At 66.5% G+C, this 15,762-nt stretch carries 16 protein-coding genes and 1 tRNA gene; 2 read left to right on the top strand and 15 right to left on the bottom strand.

What is annotated here, in order from left to right; translation table 11 throughout:
* Positions 1 to 3 precede the first annotated feature (3 nt).
* From nuoF to MMF98_RS04840, 13 genes are all read right to left on the bottom strand, one after another.
* Positions 4 to 1,356: an NADH-quinone oxidoreductase subunit NuoF gene (gene nuoF / locus MMF98_RS04900; RefSeq protein ID WP_243304895.1), complete on the bottom strand. Its 1,353-nt coding sequence runs from the start codon at positions 1,354 to 1,356 to the stop codon at positions 4 to 6.
* Positions 1,356 to 1,844 carry an NADH-quinone oxidoreductase subunit NuoE gene (gene nuoE, locus MMF98_RS04895; protein WP_243304892.1) on the bottom strand — a complete coding sequence of 163 codons (489 nt, stop codon included), beginning with the start codon at positions 1,842 to 1,844 and terminating at the stop codon, positions 1,356 to 1,358. Before nuoE ends, nuoF begins: the two co-directional genes overlap by 1 nt.
* Entirely contained in the window at positions 1,841 to 3,094 is a 1,254-nt protein-coding gene (locus tag MMF98_RS04890) for an NADH-quinone oxidoreductase subunit D (RefSeq protein WP_243304890.1), read from the bottom strand. The genes nuoE and MMF98_RS04890 overlap by 4 nt, the downstream gene beginning before the upstream one ends.
* A 114-nt stretch (positions 3,095 to 3,208) precedes the next feature.
* On the bottom strand, positions 3,209 to 3,817 hold the full coding sequence (locus tag MMF98_RS04885; RefSeq protein ID WP_243304888.1) for an NADH-quinone oxidoreductase subunit C: 609 nt from the start codon (positions 3,815 to 3,817) through the stop codon (positions 3,209 to 3,211).
* A 9-nt stretch (positions 3,818 to 3,826) separates the two neighbouring features.
* Positions 3,827 to 4,306: a NuoB/complex I 20 kDa subunit family protein gene (locus tag MMF98_RS04880; protein WP_243304886.1), complete on the bottom strand. Its 480-nt coding sequence runs from the start codon at positions 4,304 to 4,306 to the stop codon at positions 3,827 to 3,829.
* Between the two features lie 21 nt (positions 4,307 to 4,327).
* Positions 4,328 to 4,687 carry an NADH-quinone oxidoreductase subunit A gene (locus MMF98_RS04875; RefSeq protein WP_243304884.1) on the bottom strand — a complete coding sequence of 120 codons (360 nt, stop codon included), beginning with the start codon at positions 4,685 to 4,687 and terminating at the stop codon, positions 4,328 to 4,330.
* Positions 4,688 to 4,745: 58 nt separating this feature from the next.
* Positions 4,746 to 4,830: transfer RNA gene (locus MMF98_RS04870), tRNA-Leu, on the bottom strand.
* 116 nt (positions 4,831 to 4,946) lie between these two features.
* Positions 4,947 to 5,375: a preprotein translocase subunit SecG gene (secG, locus tag MMF98_RS04865; RefSeq protein WP_243304883.1), complete on the bottom strand. Its 429-nt coding sequence runs from the start codon at positions 5,373 to 5,375 to the stop codon at positions 4,947 to 4,949.
* Positions 5,376 to 5,412: 37 nt separating this feature from the next.
* Complete coding sequence (gene tpiA / locus MMF98_RS04860) at positions 5,413 to 6,156, bottom strand: triose-phosphate isomerase (RefSeq protein ID WP_243304872.1); 744 nt, start codon at positions 6,154 to 6,156, stop codon at positions 5,413 to 5,415.
* 8 nt (positions 6,157 to 6,164) lie between these two features.
* Positions 6,165 to 7,151: an NAD(P)H-quinone oxidoreductase gene (locus MMF98_RS04855; protein ID WP_243304870.1), complete on the bottom strand. Its 987-nt coding sequence runs from the start codon at positions 7,149 to 7,151 to the stop codon at positions 6,165 to 6,167.
* A 60-nt stretch (positions 7,152 to 7,211) separates the two neighbouring features.
* Entirely contained in the window at positions 7,212 to 9,377 is a 2,166-nt protein-coding gene (gene pnp / locus MMF98_RS04850; protein WP_243304868.1) for a polyribonucleotide nucleotidyltransferase, read from the bottom strand.
* Between the two features lie 199 nt (positions 9,378 to 9,576).
* A complete protein-coding gene (rpsO, locus tag MMF98_RS04845) occupies positions 9,577 to 9,843 on the bottom strand; it encodes a 30S ribosomal protein S15 (protein WP_243304865.1) in 267 nt (88 codons plus the stop codon).
* Between the two features lie 185 nt (positions 9,844 to 10,028).
* On the bottom strand, positions 10,029 to 11,189 hold the full coding sequence (locus tag MMF98_RS04840; RefSeq protein WP_243304863.1) for a pyridoxal phosphate-dependent aminotransferase: 1,161 nt from the start codon (positions 11,187 to 11,189) through the stop codon (positions 10,029 to 10,031).
* A 119-nt stretch (positions 11,190 to 11,308) separates the two neighbouring features.
* Between MMF98_RS04840 and MMF98_RS04835 the strand changes: the two genes are divergently transcribed.
* Positions 11,309 to 11,587 carry a hypothetical protein gene (locus MMF98_RS04835; protein ID WP_243304861.1) on the top strand — a complete coding sequence of 93 codons (279 nt, stop codon included), beginning with the start codon at positions 11,309 to 11,311 and terminating at the stop codon, positions 11,585 to 11,587.
* 30 nt (positions 11,588 to 11,617) lie between these two features.
* On the opposite strand, the gene MMF98_RS04830 is transcribed toward MMF98_RS04835, so the two are convergent.
* The gene (locus tag MMF98_RS04830) at positions 11,618 to 12,889 is read right to left on the bottom strand and encodes a branched-chain amino acid ABC transporter substrate-binding protein (RefSeq protein ID WP_423837563.1); all 1,272 of its coding nucleotides are present in this window, start codon (positions 12,887 to 12,889) and stop codon (positions 11,618 to 11,620) included.
* A 126-nt stretch (positions 12,890 to 13,015) separates the two neighbouring features.
* Here MMF98_RS04830 and MMF98_RS04825 point away from each other — a divergent pair, with 126 nt between their 5' ends.
* Positions 13,016 to 13,396 carry an Hsp20/alpha crystallin family protein gene (locus tag MMF98_RS04825; protein ID WP_243304859.1) on the top strand — a complete coding sequence of 127 codons (381 nt, stop codon included), beginning with the start codon at positions 13,016 to 13,018 and terminating at the stop codon, positions 13,394 to 13,396.
* 89 nt (positions 13,397 to 13,485) lie between these two features.
* Here the strand turns inward: MMF98_RS04825 and MMF98_RS04820 are convergent, their stop codons facing one another.
* Positions 13,486 to 15,720, bottom strand: a complete 2,235-nt coding sequence (locus MMF98_RS04820; RefSeq protein WP_243304857.1) for a DUF6351 family protein — start codon at positions 15,718 to 15,720, stop codon at positions 13,486 to 13,488.
* Between the last annotated feature and the right edge of the window lie 42 nt (positions 15,721 to 15,762).

Raw genomic sequence — 15,762 nt, 5'->3', positions numbered from 1 at the left:
CGGTCAGGCTTGCGCCACAGCTTGCGGCGCCTTGTCGATCAGCGCTTCGAATTCGTGGCGGAAGTGCTTGATCATGGCGCGCACCGGCATGGCCGCCGCATCGCCGAGGGCGCAGATCGTGCGGCCCTGGATGTTGTCGGCCACCGAGTTCAGCAGATCCATGTCGCTCGGCCTGCCCTGCCCGTTGTGGATGCGGTCCACCACGCGCCAGAGCCAGCCCGTGCCTTCGCGGCACGGCGTGCACTGCCCGCAGGACTCGTGCATGTAGAAGTACGAGAGGCGCTTGAGCGACTCGACCATGCAGCGGCTGTCGTCCATCACGATCACCGCGCCGGAGCCGAGCATGGAGCCGGCCTTGGCGATGGAGTCGTAGTCCATCGTGCACTCCATCATGATGGAGGCGGGCAGCACCGGGGCCGACGAGCCGCCGGGGATCACGGCCTTGAGCGTGCGGCCCTTGCGCACACCGCCGGCCAGCTCCAGCAGCTTGCTGAAGGGTGTGCCCAGCGGGATTTCGTAGTTGCCGGGCAACTCCACGTCGCCCGAGACCGAGTAGATCTTGGTGCCGCCGTTGTTGGGCTTGCCGATCTCGAGGTAGGCCTGGCCGCCGTTGCGGATGATCCAGGGCACGGCCGCAAAGGTCTCGGTATTGTTGATCGTGGTCGGCTTGCCGTACAGGCCGAAGCTGGCCGGGAACGGCGGCTTGAAGCGCGGCTGGCCCTTCTTGCCTTCGAGCGATTCGAGCAGCGCGGTTTCCTCGCCGCAGATGTAGGCGCCGAAGCCGTGCGCCGCATGCAACTGGAAGCTGTAGGCGCTGCCGAGGATGTTGTCGCCCAGCAGGCCGGCGGCACGCGCCTCCTCCAGCGCCGCCTCGAACCGGTCGTAGGTCTGGAAGATTTCGCCGTGGATGTAGTTGTACCCCACGCTGATGCCCATCGCGTAGGCCGCGATGATCATGCCCTCGATCACGATGTGCGGGTTGAACTGCAGGATGTCGCGATCCTTGCAGGTGCCGGGCTCGCCTTCGTCCGAATTGCAGACCAGGTATTTCTGGCCCGGGAACTGGCGCGGCATGAAGCTCCACTTGAGCCCCGTGGGAAAGCCTGCGCCGCCACGGCCGCGCAGGGCCGATTCCTTGACGGTGGCGATCACCTGGTCCTGCGTCATGGGTTCGACGCCATCGGCACCGAGCAGGATCTTGCGCAGGGCCTGGTAGCCGCCGCGGGCCTCGTAGTCCTTCAGGCGCCAGTTGCTGCCGTTGAGGTCGGCATAGATCTGCGGGTTGATGTGGCGGCCGTGGAAACAGGTCTGCACGCCCGTGGCCTGAAACTGGGACAGCACTTGTTCGGCGTTCATCAGGGAGCCTCTGCTTTCTTCAGGCCGTCGATGAGCTGGTCGAGCTTCTCGTTGCTCATGAAGCTGCACATGGTGCGGTCGTTCACCAGCATCACCGGGGAATCGGCGCAGGCGCCCAGGCACTCGCTCTGCTGCAGCGTGAACAGGCCGTCGGCCGTGGTCTCGCCCATCCTGACGCCGAGCCGGTGCTCCAGGTGGTGCAGCGCCTTCTGGCCGTCGCGCAGCTGGCACGGCAGGTTGGTGCAGACGTTGAGCTTGTACTTGCCCACCGGCTGCTGGTTGTACATGTTGTAGAAGGTCGTGACCTCGTGCACCGCGATCTGCGGCATGCCGAGGTAGTCGGCCACTTCCTTCTCGCTGTCCACGCTCACATGGCCCAGCGCTTGCTGGACGATAGCGAGGCAGGCCATCACGGCGGACTGCTTCTGGTCGGCGGGATACTTCGCCACTTCCGCGGCAAAGCGGGCTTTGACTGCATCAGAAATCATCGGTCGATTTCCCCAAATACGATGTCCATGGTGCCGATGATGGCTACGGCGTCGGCGATCATGTGGCCGCGGCCCATCTCATCGAGCGCCGCCAGGTGCGGAAAACCCGGGGCGCGGATCTTCAGGCGATACGGCTTGTTGGCGCCGTCGCTCACCAGGTAGATGCCGAACTCGCCCTTCGGGTGCTCCACCGCCGCGTAGGCCTCGCCCTCGGGCACATGAAAGCCTTCGGTGAAGAGCTTGAAGTGATGGATCAGCTCTTCCATGTTGGACTTCATGGATTCGCGGTCGGGCGCCGCCACCTTGTGGTTGTCGGTGATCACCGGACCCGGATTGGCGCGCAACCAGTCCACGCACTGCTTGATGATGCGGTTGGACTGGCGCAACTCTTCCACGCGCACCAGGTAGCGGTCGTAGCAGTCGCCGGTCTTGCCCACCGGGATGTCGAAGTCCATACGGCCGTAGACGTCGTAGGGCTGCTGCTTGCGCAGGTCCCAGGCAATGCCCGAGCCGCGCAGCATGGCGCCCGTGAAACCGAGGTTGAGGGCGCGCTCGGGCGACACCACGCCGATGCCCACGGTGCGCTGCTTCCAGATGCGGTTGTCCGTGAGCAGGGTCTCGTACTCGTCCACGTACTTCGGGAAGCGCTTGGTGAAGTCTTCGATGAAATCAAGCAGCGAGCCCTGGCGGTTTTCGTTCAACGCCGAAATGGCCTTGGCATTCTTGATCTTGCTCGCCTTGTACTGCGGCATGCTGTCGGGCAGGTCGCGGTAGACGCCGCCCGGGCGGAAATAGGCCGCATGCATGCGCGCGCCGGACACGGCCTCGTACATGTCGAACAGATCCTCGCGCTCGCGGAAGCAGTAGATGAGCATGTTCATCGCGCCGCAATCGAGCCCGTGCGCACCCAGCCACAACAGATGGTTGAGCAGGCGGGTGATCTCACCGAACATCACGCGGATGTACTGCGCACGCTCGGGCACCTCGATGCCCAGCAGCTTCTCGATGGCCAGGCAGTAGGCGTGCTCGTTGGACATCATCGACACGTAGTCGAGGCGGTCCATGTAGGGCAGCGACTGGATGTAGGTCTTGCTCTCGGCCAGCTTCTCGGTGGCGCGGTGCAGCAGGCCGATGTGCGGATCGGCGCGCTGGATCACTTCGCCGTCAAGCTCGAGCACGAGGCGCAGCACGCCGTGCGCGGCCGGGTGCTGCGGACCGAAGTTCAGGGTGTAGTTCTTGATTTCAGCCATGGAAGCTTCCGCCGCAGAAAAGGCCCAATCCGGGAAACACCGCGGGGTCGGCTTTGCCGGACCGCTGGTGTTGCCCCCTGGAGGGGGAGGCGCCGCAGGCGCATCGGGGGTGGCTCACTGAAGGCCTCCATAATTGTCTTCGCGGATGATGCGCGGCGTGATCTCGCGCGGCTCGATGGTCACCGGCTGGTAGATCACGCGCTTGCTCTCGGGGTCGTAGCGCATCTCCACGTGGCCCGAAGTCGGGAAGTCCTTGCGGAACGGGTGGCCGATGAAGCCGTAGTCCGTGAGGATGCGGCGCAGGTCGTTGTGGCCTTCGAACACGATGCCGAACAGGTCGAACGCCTCGCGCTCGAACCAGTTGGCGGCGCTCCAGATGCCGTTGAGCGAGGCCACCACGGGCAACTCGTCGTCAGGTGCAAACACCTTCAGGCGCACGCGCTGGTTCAGGCTGACCGACAGCAGGTGGACCGCCACACCGTAGCGCGCGCCGTCCCAGGCGCCTTCCTTGTAGTCGGAATAGTCGAGGCCGCACAGGTCGATGAGCTGCTCGAAGCGGCAGCCGGGCGCATCGCGCAGGATCAGCGAGGCTTCCAGGTAGTCGGCCGCGGCCACCACCACGGTCACTTCGCCATGCTTCAGGCCGATGCGCCGGGCCTTGTCGCCCAGGGCAGCGGCAATCGTTTCCTTCAGGACCTCGGGATGGATGGCAACAGCAGTCATGAATCCCTTTCAGGCCCGGGCAATGGTGTGGGTGCGGCGGATCTTCTGCTGCAGCTGGATGATGCCGTACAGCAGCGCTTCGGCGGTGGGCGGACAGCCCGGCACGTAGACATCGACCGGCACGATGCGGTCGCAGCCGCGCACCACGGAGTAGCTGTAGTGGTAGTAGCCGCCGCCGTTGGCGCACGAGCCCATGGACAGCACCCAGCGCGGCTCGGGCATCTGGTCGTAGACCTTGCGCAGCGCCGGCGCCATCTTGTTGCACAGCGTGCCGGCCACGATCATCAGGTCGGACTGGCGCGGGCTCGGGCGAAACAGCATGCCGAAGCGGTCGATGTCGTAGCGCGCGGCGCCCGCGTGCATCATCTCCACGGCGCAGCAGGCCAGACCGAAGGTCATGGGCCAGAGCGAGCCGGTCTTGGCCCAGTTCACCACCGAGTCATAGGTGGTGGTGACGAAGCCTTCTTTCAAAACGCCTTCAATAGCCATACAACTCTCCAGCAGAACGCGTCATTCCCAATCCAGGGCGCCTTTTTTCCATTCGTAGACGAAGCCCACGACCAGAATGCCCAGGAAGATCATCATGGCCCAGAAGCCGGTGGGGCCGATTTCCTTGAGCGTGACGGCCCACGGAAACAGGAACGCGATTTCCAGGTCGAACAGGATGAACAGGATGGCGACGAGGTAGTAGCGCACGTCGAACTTCATGCGCGCGTCTTCGAAGGCCTCGAAGCCGCATTCGTAAGGGGAATTTTTCTGGGTGTCGGGCCGGTTGGGCCCGAGGATGTAGCCCAGCACCTGGGGCGCCACGCCCACACCGATGCCTACCAGGATGAACAAAAGGACTGGGAGGTACTGATCGAGGTTCATCTGGAGGTTCTGATCACCGCTTGAACCTGACCGGCTGTTGCCGGCCAGGTCCTTTGACTGGTGCCGTCGGCGAGACTCGAACTCGCACAGCTTTCGCCACTACCCCCTCAAGATAGCGTGTCTACCAATTTCACCACGACGGCGGTTTTTGTTGCCCGGATGGCATGAGGCATCTTGCGATTTTTGGCTTTCCGGACAATCTAGGAGTTTACCCTGAAATCACCCGCTTCCCTCTGCGGGCGGATGATTTTCAGCGTGTTTACTTGGTCGGAATCTGCGCTGCGCCGGAGGCGGCCGGCATGGGAGCCGGCACCGCGCCCGAGGAAGCCGCCGGCTGGGGTGCCGCCGAGGTGCCGCCGGGAATCTGCGCGGCGGCGCCAGAGGCCGCCGTGGCAGGCGCAGGCGCGGTCACCGTGGCGCGTTCGAGCACGCTGCCCGAGCTGGTCGGGCGGAGGTTGCCGAAATAGGCCAGCAGCAGCGTGCAGACGAAGAACACCGCCGCCAGCACGGCCGTGGTGCGCGACAGGAAGTTGGCGCTGCCGCTGGCACCGAACAGGCTGCCGGAGCCCCCGCTGCCGAAAGCGGCGCCCATGTCGGCGCCCTTGCCGTGCTGGATCAGGATCAAACCGATCATGCCCAGTGCGGCAAGCATCTGGACCGCCAGAATGATGGTGAGGACGACGTTCATTGTTTACTCCTAAATTTGTAGCTATTCGCGCCCGGGTTCACTGGGCTGCGGCAATAATGGTCAGAAAATCCGGGGCCTTGAGCGAAGCGCCGCCGATGAGCCCGCCATCGATGTCGGGCTGGGCCAGGAGCTGCGCTGCGTTGGCCGCATTCATGCTGCCGCCGTACAGGATCTGGATGCGGTCGGCCTGCGTGCTGGCCAGCTTGAGTTGGGCCCGCAGCAGCGCATGCACCTGCTGTGCCTGCTCGGGCGTGGCCGTGCGGCCCGTGCCGATGGCCCAGACCGGCTCGTAGGCCACCACGATTTCGCTGATGCAATGGCCGTTGGCGTGGATCACGGCGGCCAGCTGGCGCTTCACCACCTCCTCGGTCTGGCCCGCCTCGCGCTCGGCCAGGGTTTCGCCCACGCAGACGATGGGCGTGATGCCCGCCGCCAGCGCGGCCTTGGCCTTGTCCGCCACCAGCCCATCCGTCTCGCCGTGGTACTGGCGGCGCTCGGAATGGCCGGCGAGGCAGTAGCGCACGCCGAAATCCCGCAGCATGGCGGCCGAAACCTCGCCGGTGTAGGCGCCCTGGGCGTGCATGGACAGGTCCTGCGCCCCCAGCTCGATGGGTGACGCGGCGCACAGAGCCTGGACCTGCGCCAGGTACGGCGCCGGCACGCAGACGGCCACGCCGCAGGCCGGCGTTCCCACGCCCGCCAGCAGAGCCTGGAGCAGCGCCTCGTTGGCGGCCAGGCCGCCGTTCATCTTCCAGTTGCCCGCGATCAGTTTCTTTTTCATGCTGTCGGTCACCATGTCAGGACGATCTTGCCCACATGCTGGTTGGATTCCATGAGCGCGTGCGCCCTCGCCGCCTCGGCCGCCGGGAAAGTGCTGTGGATCACCGGCCGGATGGCGTCGCTTTCGATCAGCGGCCACACGCGCTGGCGCAGCGCCTGCGCGATCTGGCCCTTGAACGCCACCGGCCGCGGCCGCAGCGTGGAGCCGGTGACCGTGAGCCGCCGGCGCAGCACCAGGCCGGCGTTGATCTCGGCCTTGAGGCCTCCTTGCACCGCGATGATCACGAGCCGGCCGTCTTCGGCCAGGCAGTCAATCTCGCGCGCCACGTAGCCGCCGGCCACCATGTCGAGGATCACGTTCACGCCCAGCCCGCCGGTGAGCTTCTTCGCTTCTTCGGCGAAGTCGGCGGTCTTGTAGTTGATCGCGTGGTCGGCGCCCAGTGACAGGCAGGCCGCGCATTTCTCGTCGCTGCCGGCGGTGGCGATCACCCGGGCGCCCAGCGCCTTGGCCATCTGGATGGCCGTGACGCCGATGCCGCTGGTGCCGCCCTGGACCAGCAGGGTTTCCCCAGGCTGCAGGCGCCCCCGGTCGAACACATTGCTCCAGACGGTGAAGAAGGTCTCGGGCAGCGAGGCCGCCTGCACCGCGTCCAGCCCCTGCGGCATGGGCAGGCACTGGGCCACCGGCGCGGCGCAGAACTCGGCATAGCCGCCGCCGGCCACCAGCGCACAGACGCGGTCGCCCACCTTGAAGCCGGCCGCCGCCATCGCGGCAGCATCGCCGGCTTCGATCACGCCCGCCACCTCGAGCCCCGGAATGTCCGAGGCGCCGGGGGGCACGGGGTAGTTGCCGGTGCGCTGCAGCACGTCAGGGCGGTTCACGCCGCTGGCGGCCACGCGGATCAGCACCTCGCCCGCCCCGGCGGCCGGCACGGGGCGTTCGCCCAGGCGCAGCACGTCGGGCGCGCCAAAAGAGGTGATTTCAATCGCTTTCATGGTCTTTTAGCCCCGATGTCCGCACGGGGCGGACATATGGCGCTATCAATTCAGTAGCAATTACTGCTGTTGCTGTTCTTGCTGCTGTTGCTGCTGGGCCTGCTCGGCACCGCGCGGGGCGGCAGCCTGGGCCGAACGGTCCAGCAGCGCCTTCATCGACAGCTTGACGCGGCCCTTCTCGTCGGTCTCGAGCACCTTGACCTTGACGATCTGACCTTCGGTCAGGTAGTCGGTAACCTTCTCGACGCGCTCATGGGCGATCTGGCTGATGTGCAGCAGGCCGTCCTTGCCGGGCAGCAGGTTGATCAGGGCGCCGAAATCCAGGATCTTGGTGACCGGGCCTTCGTAGACCTTGCCGATTTCCACTTCGGCCGTGATCTGCTCGATGCGCTTCTTGGCGACGTCGGCCTTCTCGGCATCGGTCGCGGCGATGGTGATGGTGCCGTCTTCCTCGATGTTGATCTGGCAGCCGGTTTCCTCGGTCAGCGCGCGGATCACGGCGCCTCCCTTGCCGATCACGTCGCGGATCTTCTCGGGGTTGATCTTCATCGTGTAGAGCTTGGGCGCGAAGTTCGACACCTCGGTCTTGGCCTCGCCCATCGCGTCCTGCATCTTGCCCAGGATGTGCATGCGGGCTTCCTTGGCCTGAGCCAGCGCGACCTGCATGATTTCCTTGGTGATGCCCTGGATCTTGATGTCCATCTGCAGCGCGGTGATGCCATTCGTGGTGCCGGCCACCTTGAAGTCCATGTCGCCCAGGTGATCTTCATCGCCCAGGATGTCGGTCAGCACGGCGAAGCGGTTGTCTTCCTTGATCAGGCCCATGGCGATACCGGCCACGTGGGCCTTCATCGGCACGCCGGCGTCCATCAGCGACAGGCAGCCGCCGCAGACCGAGGCCATCGACGAGGAGCCGTTGGATTCGGTGATCTCGGACACCACGCGCATGGTGTAGGGGAATTCTTCCTTGGTCGGCAGCACGGCGACGAGCGCACGCTTGGCCAGGCGGCCGTGGCCGATTTCGCGGCGCTTGGTGCTGCCCATGCGGCCCACTTCGCCGGTGGCAAAGGGAGGCATGTTGTAGTGCAGCATGAAGCGGTCTTCGTACTCGCCGGCCAGCGCATCGATGCGCTGCGCGTCGCGCTCGGTGCCCAGCGTGGTCACGACCAACGCCTGGGTTTCGCCACGCGTGAACAGGGCCGAGCCGTGGGTACGCGGCAGCACGCTGTTGCGGATCTCGATGGGGCGCACGGTGCGCGTGTCGCGGCCGTCGATGCGCGGCTCGCCGGCCAGGATCTGGCTGCGCACGATCTTCGATTCGATGGCGAACAGCAGGTCGTTGACCTTGCCGGCATCGAAGGGCTCGCCGCTTTCCTTGAGCGAGGCCATCACGCTGGCGTTGACCTCACGAAGGGCTTGCGTGCGGGCCTGCTTGCTGCGGATCTGGTAGACGGCGCGCAGCTTTTCTTCGGCCAGGCCCTTGACCTTGGCGACGAAGGCTTCGTCTTCGGCCGGGGCCTGCCAGTCCCACACCGGCTTGCCGGCGTCGCGCACGAGATCATGGATCGCGTTGATCGCGATGCCGGCCTGTTCGTGGCCGAACACCACGCCGCCCAGCATGATTTCTTCGCCGAGCTGCAGGGCTTCGGACTCGACCATCAGCACGGCGGCTTGCGTGCCGGCAACGACCAGGTCCATCTGCGAATCCTTGCGGGCGGTCTGGCCCGGATTCAGCACGTACTGACCATTGATGTAGCCCACGCGGGCGGCACCGATCGGGCCGCTGAACGGGATGCCGGAGATGGCCAGCGCGGCGCTCACGCCGATCATGGCGGCGATGTCGGCGTCAACTTCCGGGTTGAGCGACAGCGTGTGGATGACCACATGCACTTCGTTCAGGAAGCCTTCGGGGAACAGCGGGCGGATCGGGCGGTCGATCAGGCGGCTGGTCAGGGTTTCGTGCTCGCTGGGCTTGGCTTCGCGCTTGAAGAAGCTGCCGGGGATCTTGCCGGCGGCGTAGGTCTTCTCGATGTAGTCGACGGTCAGCGGGAAGAAGTCCTGGCCGGGCTTGGCGGACTTGGAGGCCACCACGGTGGCCAGCACCACGGTGCCGTCGATGCTCACGACGACGGCGCCGCTGGCCTGGCGGGCGATTTCACCGGTTTCCATGACGACGGTCTTGTCGCCCCATTGGAAAGACTTGGTAACTTTGTTGAACAGGCTCATGTTTTCTCCTGGATTGTCACGAGGGATGCAGGCCACCCCTCAGAGCCCGGAGACAGCTCACAGAACACGATGCCATTCCAGCGGCCCTTGGCGCAAAGACCCCTGGAATGACACAGCTTCGCTCTGTTTTGCGTTCTCCGAAGTACAAAGCGCCTGAGCTAGGGGACTAACTCAGGCGCCTCTTGTTCAGTATCGAAGCTTACTTGCGCAGGCCCAGCTTGGCGATCAACGCGGTGTAGCGGTCAGCGTCCTTGGACTTGAGGTAGTCCAGCAGCTTGCGGCGGCGGCTCACCATGCGCAGCAGGCCGCGGCGACCGTGGTGGTCCTTGGCGTGCGTCTTGAAGTGAGGGGTCAGCTCGTTGATGCGGGCGGTCAGCAGGGCCACTTGCACTTCGGGGCTGCCGGTATCGGTGGCGCTGCGCGCGTTGGCCTTGACGACGTCGGCCTTGACGGAGGATGCGATCATTTCATTTTCCTGTGAGGGTTGACTTGCGTTGAGCGCTGGAACTGCATTCAACGTGCGCCTTGCAGAATGCAAAGCCTTGAAAGTATAGCACGCCCCTCGTAGCGGCCCCGAGGGGCCGCCTCCCGCCGGGGGTGGCAGCAGCGGCCCGGCAGAGCCGGTTCCGCGGTGTTCCCGGCCGTTGCCGGCTACTGTACGGACAACCAGCGTTTGAGGCGATCGACACCCTCGGCCAGGCGCCCGGTGTCCTTCGAGGCGAAGCACCAGCGCAGCCAGCCCTGGGCTTCGGGAGCGAAGGCGTTGCCCGGGGCCAGGCCCAGCCCGGCCTCGGCAACCAGCCGCTTGGCGGTGTCCAGCGAGTCCTCGAAGCCGGCCAGCCTGAAAAAGGCGTACATGCCGCCGCGCGCCGGCGCCACCTGCACGCCGGGCACCGCCTGCAGCAGCGGCACCAGCGTGTCGCGGCAGGCCCTGAGGTGGGCCACCACGCGCGGCGTGACCTCGTCCGTGCGCTGCAGCGCCACCACGCCGGCGCGCTGGGTGAACACGCTGGCGCACGAGGTGTTGAACTCCAGCAGCTTGCCCATGGGGTGCGTGAGCGCCGGCGGCATCACCAGCCAGCCCAGGCGCCAGCCGGTCATGAGGAAGCTCTTGGAGAAGCTGTGCACCACCACCAGGCGGTCGTCCGGCCCGGTCACGTCCAGAAAGCTCGGGGCGCAGCCGTTCGGCGTGTCGTCCGCGTAGTACAGGCGCTCGTAGACCTCGTCAGCCAGGATCCAGGTGCCCGTGCGGCGGCAATGCTCGACGATGGCCTGCTGTTCGGCGCGGCTCAGCGTCCAGCCGGTCGGGTTGTTCGGCGAATTGACGATCAGCAGCTTCGTGGCCGGCGTCACGGCAGCCAGCAGCGCGTCCAGGTCCAGCGTCCAGGCGCCGTCCACCGGCCGGAGCGGAACGCAGCGCACCCGGGCGCCCAGGATGGCCGGCTGGGCCGTGAGGTTGGGCCAGACCGGCGTGACGGCCACCACCTCGTCGCCCGCGTCCACCAGCGCCTGCACGGCCAGCATCAGCGCGTTGACGCCGCCCGAGGTCACGGCCAGCCGATCCACGCCAACCGGGCCGTGCCGCGCGCTCATGTAGGCCGAGATCGCCTCGCGCAGCTCGAGCAGGCCGAGGTTGTGAGAATAGAAGGTTTCGCCGCGCTGCAGCGAATCGATCGCGGCCTGGCGGATGAAGTCGGGCGTCGCCTCGTCGCTTTCACCGAACCAGAAGGCCAGCACGTCGCTGCGGCCGAAGCCGGCATTGGCCACTTCGCGGATCTTGGATTCTTCGAGATTCTGGAGGGTCTGGCGCATGGGATGTCGGGGCCGCAGGACAAAGAGCGCCCATGGTAGCCGACCGGGCTGCGGGGCACGGCGGGGCCCCTCGGCTATCATGGTTTCGACCGCGCCGTCCGTGCCGGGAGGAGACATTCATGAGCATCGACCCCCGGGGCAGCGCCCCGTCCCGCGGCGCGCTGGCCGCCCTGCTGTGCGCCCTCGCGCTGTGCGGCGCCGAGGCCCTGGCCGCCGACGGCACGCCGCCCGCCAAGAGCGCCAAAGGCAAGGCGCATGCGGCCAAGCCCCACGTGTCCGGCAAGGCCAAATTCGACAAGGGTTCGGGCGAAACCGCCGCCCAGCGCGACCGCCGCCTGCAGCGCGAATGCAAGGGCCTCCCCAACGCGGGCGCCTGCCTGGGCTACGCCTCGCCGTAAGCGGCCGCGCGGCTCAGCACGTGGCTCGGCTCAGGGCCGCACCATCTTGCAGGTGGTGGGCTGCTCCGCCTGGCTCGCGCGGATCTGCCGGATCACGCGGAAGCCGTAGCCCGAACCTTCCACGTCGAACTTCACGCCGGGCGTGCCCTGGCGGTCCATCACGCCCACCACCAGCGACTGCTGGAACTGGTGGTCGGCCGCGCGCATGGTGCCGTTTTGGCCATACAAACTGACGGAGGTCCGCGCCAGCTGGTCCGCGATTGCTATCAAATCAGGAGTTCCTGCTTTCTCGATGGCCTGCGCCAGGGATTCCACCATGAGCTGCATGCGCATGTGCACGTAGTCGTCCGCGGGCTTGGGATAGCGCTGGCGGAAGGCCTGGTAGAACGCCTCGCTCTGCGCCGTCGGCACGTTGGGCAGCCAGTCGGCCACGGCGATCACCTTGCCGATGCCCGCATCGCCGATGGCGGCCGGCGCACCCAGGGCGTTGCCGTAGAAGGTGTAGAACTTGCCCTCGAAGCCCACATCCTTGGCGGCCTTGACCAGCAGGGTCAGGTCGTTGCCCCAGTTGCCGGTGATGACGGCCTGCGCACCGCTGGCCTTGATCTTCGTGGCGTAGGGCAGGAAGTCCTTCACGCGGCCCATCGGGTGCAGCTCGTCGCCGACGATCTGCACATCGGGGCGCTGCACGCCGAGCTGGCGCCGGGCCTCGCGCAGCACGGCCTGGCCGAAGCTGTAGTCCTGCCCGATCAGGTAGATGTTCTTGACCGCGCTGTCCTCCTTCAGCACCTCCATCAGCGCGGCCATGCGCATGTCGGCATGGGCGTCGTAGCGGAAATGCCAGAAGCTGCATTTCTCGTTGGTCAGGATCGGATCGACCGCCGAGTAGTTGAGGAAGATCACGCGCCGCGCCGGGTCGCGCTCGTTGTGCTTGCTGATCGCGTCGCTCAGCACGGCTGCCGTCGAGGACGAGTTGCCTTGCAGCACGTACTGCGCGCCCGCGTCGATGGCCGCGCGCAGGGCCGACAAGGCCTCCTCGTTCTGGCCCTTGCTGTCGTAGCGCTCGAGCTGCATCAGCCGCGTGCCCTGCGCCGTCCTCACGCCGCCGCGCTGGTTCACCCGCTCCACGGCCCAGGCCAGGTTGCGCAGCACGGCCTCGCCGGTGTTGGCAAAGGCCCCGCTCATCGACTCGATCAGGGCCATCCGGATCGGCGGTGCCGAGGGCGCCTGGGCCCAGGCGCCGGCCGGCACACATAGCGCCGCCATCAGGGATTTCAAGACCCGGCGGCGCGGACTTTTCATGTTGGACTTCACTTGAAAAAAACGGCACGGCTCGCACATGCGTTCCATGCGGCAATCACGGTTGAGAGCCGCGCAGTGTAAGGGACGCCACTGACCCACTGTCCCGTTATGACCTTGGAGCCCACCATGTTTTTTGCCCCCGCAGTCCGCAGCCGCGCCTTCACCCCGGCCTTCCGCACGTTCGATCGCAGCTTCGAGCGTTTCGTCAACGACGCACTGTCCGCCGGCACCTCGCGCAGCCTGCAAGTGGAACAGGACGACAAGGCCTGGACCCTCGCGCTCGACGTGCCCGGCCTGTCCAAGGAAGACCTGTCCATCGGCATCGAAGGCAGCGTGGTCCGCATTGAGAGCAAGGCCGACGCCAAGCGCCAGTTCAAGGCCGCCTACGAGCTGCCGCAGGACATCGACGTGTCCGCCAGCGACGCCAAACTGGAAAATGGCGTGCTGACCCTCAAGCTCGCCAAGAAGGCGCCGGTGAGCAACGTGGCGCAGCTCGCGATCCACTGAACACAGCCGCCTCGCGAATGTAAAAAGGCCCGCCTGATCTTCAGGCGGGCCTTCTTGCTTGACGGAACTGCGCCGTCGTCAGCACGTCCTCAATACTTGAGCCAGGTGCCCTTGAGCTTGGCCTGCCCCACACCTGCCTTGCTGTAGTCGCACACCCCGTCGGGGAAGATGCCGGCCAGGCGCACCTTCTCGGGCGTGCTCAGCACCACCGGCGCGTAGTCGGCGTCGCTGATCGGCTTGAGCTGGCACTTGACCACGTCGTCGGCCACCGGGGCGCCCGCCACCATGCGCGGCGCAGGCGTCTTCGGGTAGAGCGTGTTGCAGGTTCCGGCGCCCGAGAACGTGGCCTCCTCGCGCACCCGCGAGCCGTCTGCCACCGACCAGCAGGAATCGACCGCGTCGGCCGGCTTGAGGCGCGCCACCTTGTCCGTGGTCAGCGGCGCAGAATCGCCGGTGATGGCGTCCAGCCACTGCGTCATCAGGCTCAGGCGCTGCAGGAACGAGTCGCGCAGCACGCCCACCAGCGTCGGCTGCATGGCCGGTGCGGCCAGCGCGGGGTTCGGGAACAGCCAGATGACCTGGTTGTCGGCCCGCCCGTTGGAACGCTTCAACTGCTCGCGGATCTTGATGTCGTTGTAGATGGTGTGGATGTCGCCGCCGGGCTCGGCATAGGCCCTCATGTGCAGGATCGGCACCGTGGCAAGCCCGCCCGCGCCGGAGCCGATGCGCCCCATCTCGTACGAGCGCTTGAGTGCCTCGGCGTCGGCCACCGTGCGGCGCGCGATGATGTTGCCGTCGCTGTCGTAGCCGCCGATACGCTCGTTGACGTCGAGGAACTGCGTGGTGGTGATCGCGCCGGTCTTCAGCGCGGCCAACCCGTACTGGATGCCCACGTTGTCCAGCGGCCGGCGCGCGCCGCCCGTGAACGGGTCGCGGCCCAGCGTGTTGACGTTGACGTCGTAGACAGTGCAGCGCGCGCCGCCCGGGTTGGTCGACGGCGCATACACCTTGCTCGCATCGTTCAGGCCGCAGGCCGGCGACACCGAGCCGTTGGTGGCCAGCACCGCGTCGCCGTTGCCGGCATCCCAGGTGGCGCAGGTGTTGCCGAGCACGGTGTTCATGTGGCCCTCGAACGCCTTGCGCGTGGCGGAGTTGGCCGGGTTGGCGATGAAGTAGCGGTTCAGCAGCCGGCAGTCCGACACCGCCAGCGCGGTGCCGAACACGTCCGGGAATGCCGCGTCCGGCATGATGCCGTCCAGGATGCCGGGATAGTTCTGCGCGATCAGCATCTGCTGGATCGCGCCGCCCGAGCCGCCCATGCCCACCATCCAGCGCGGCACGCCGTAGTCCTTGGCGATGTGCTCACGCAGCATCATCGCGGTCTCGGCCGCCACCACGTCGTTGACGTTGACCTTGTTGATGTTCAGCGACGACACCACGTAGGCAAAGCCGCGCTTCAGCGCCTCGACGCTCTGCGGATCTGTCGAGTCGGTCTTGAACACGTCGGTCACCGCATTCGAGCCCTGGTTGTACTGCGCTGCCGTGGATTCGCCGAAGCGGAACACGATGCGCTGGTTCCAGCCCGCCGAATTCCATTGCCCTGCCGTCTTGGGGTCGTCCAGCACCGCGATGCGGTAGATCGAGCGGTTGATGGTGCCCGACTCCACCCGCACGATGAAAGGCACGGTCTTGCCGTCGATCGTGGTCGCGGTACCCAGGTCCGCGGGACGCGCCCCCAGCGGACTCGCCAGCGGCTGGCGCACGCCGGCGGCGGTGAAGTAGAACCAGTCGTAGCGCGTCGCCACCGAGCAGTTCGCATCCAGCGGCGCCCCCAGGCCCGACTCGACCGTGCGGCATTCGAACGGCGTCATCTGGGTCCCGGAAAAGATCGGCCCGGTGATCGGGTAATTGGTCAGGGACAGTTCACCGTAGGCCTTGTCGGTGCCCACCTTGGCCACGAGCTTGTTGCTGCCGATGTTGAGGCCGCTGACCAGCCCGCGCAGCTTGCGCCCACCGGTGGCGGCCGCGAAGGCGCTGGTCACATCCGTGCCGTTGCTCGAAATGCGCACGTCGGCGGCGGTGATGCCGTCGGGCACCGCCACCTCCACCAGCGCGCTGCCGCCGCTCACCATGTCGGCGCGGCTCGACAGCGTGCTGAGCTGCAGCACGGGCTGCGCCGGCGGGGTCACGGGAGGGGGCTTCGCCCCGGCCGTCAAGCCGCCGTCGCTGCCGCCGCATGACACCAGCCCGCCGAGCAGCAGGCCCGCCAACGCGAGCGCCAACGCGCTGCGGTGCCGGGCCTGGCGTTCTTGTTTCACATTCATCCTGGTCTCCTCTTGTCCAACGAATTGATCACGCGCCGCCGT

Source organism: Variovorax terrae (assembly GCF_022809125.1).
GTDB lineage: Bacteria > Pseudomonadota > Gammaproteobacteria > Burkholderiales > Burkholderiaceae_C > Variovorax_A > Variovorax_A terrae.
Note: the sequence above shows the minus strand (reverse complement) of the source record. Positions and strands in the feature narration are given on the sequence as shown.

What these genes read in the sequence shown, in the direction of transcription:
- nuoF (WP_243304895.1), bottom strand. Translation starts at nt 1,356, where the DNA reads ATGAACGCCGAACAAGTGCTGTCCCAGTTTCAGGCCACGGGCGTGCAG.
- nuoE (WP_243304892.1), bottom strand. Translation starts at nt 1,844, where the DNA reads ATGATTTCTGATGCAGTCAAAGCCCGCTTTGCCGCGGAAGTGGCGAAG.
- MMF98_RS04890 (WP_243304890.1), bottom strand. Translation starts at nt 3,094, where the DNA reads ATGGCTGAAATCAAGAACTACACCCTGAACTTCGGTCCGCAGCACCCG.
- MMF98_RS04885 (WP_243304888.1), bottom strand. Translation starts at nt 3,817, where the DNA reads ATGACTGCTGTTGCCATCCATCCCGAGGTCCTGAAGGAAACGATTGCC.
- MMF98_RS04880 (WP_243304886.1), bottom strand. Translation starts at nt 4,306, where the DNA reads ATGGCTATTGAAGGCGTTTTGAAAGAAGGCTTCGTCACCACCACCTAT.
- MMF98_RS04875 (WP_243304884.1), bottom strand. Translation starts at nt 4,687, where the DNA reads ATGAACCTCGATCAGTACCTCCCAGTCCTTTTGTTCATCCTGGTAGGC.
- secG (WP_243304883.1), bottom strand. Translation starts at nt 5,375, where the DNA reads ATGAACGTCGTCCTCACCATCATTCTGGCGGTCCAGATGCTTGCCGCA.
- tpiA (WP_243304872.1), bottom strand. Translation starts at nt 6,156, where the DNA reads ATGAAAAAGAAACTGATCGCGGGCAACTGGAAGATGAACGGCGGCCTG.
- MMF98_RS04855 (WP_243304870.1), bottom strand. Translation starts at nt 7,151, where the DNA reads ATGAAAGCGATTGAAATCACCTCTTTTGGCGCGCCCGACGTGCTGCGC.
- pnp (WP_243304868.1), bottom strand. Translation starts at nt 9,377, where the DNA reads ATGAGCCTGTTCAACAAAGTTACCAAGTCTTTCCAATGGGGCGACAAG.
- rpsO (WP_243304865.1), bottom strand. Translation starts at nt 9,843, where the DNA reads ATGATCGCATCCTCCGTCAAGGCCGACGTCGTCAAGGCCAACGCGCGC.
- MMF98_RS04840 (WP_243304863.1), bottom strand. Translation starts at nt 11,189, where the DNA reads ATGCGCCAGACCCTCCAGAATCTCGAAGAATCCAAGATCCGCGAAGTG.
- MMF98_RS04835 (WP_243304861.1), top strand. Translation starts at nt 11,309, where the DNA reads ATGAGCATCGACCCCCGGGGCAGCGCCCCGTCCCGCGGCGCGCTGGCC.
- MMF98_RS04830 (WP_423837563.1), bottom strand. Translation starts at nt 12,889, where the DNA reads ATGAAAAGTCCGCGCCGCCGGGTCTTGAAATCCCTGATGGCGGCGCTA.
- MMF98_RS04825 (WP_243304859.1), top strand. Translation starts at nt 13,016, where the DNA reads ATGTTTTTTGCCCCCGCAGTCCGCAGCCGCGCCTTCACCCCGGCCTTC.
- MMF98_RS04820 (WP_243304857.1), bottom strand. Translation starts at nt 15,720, where the DNA reads ATGAATGTGAAACAAGAACGCCAGGCCCGGCACCGCAGCGCGTTGGCG.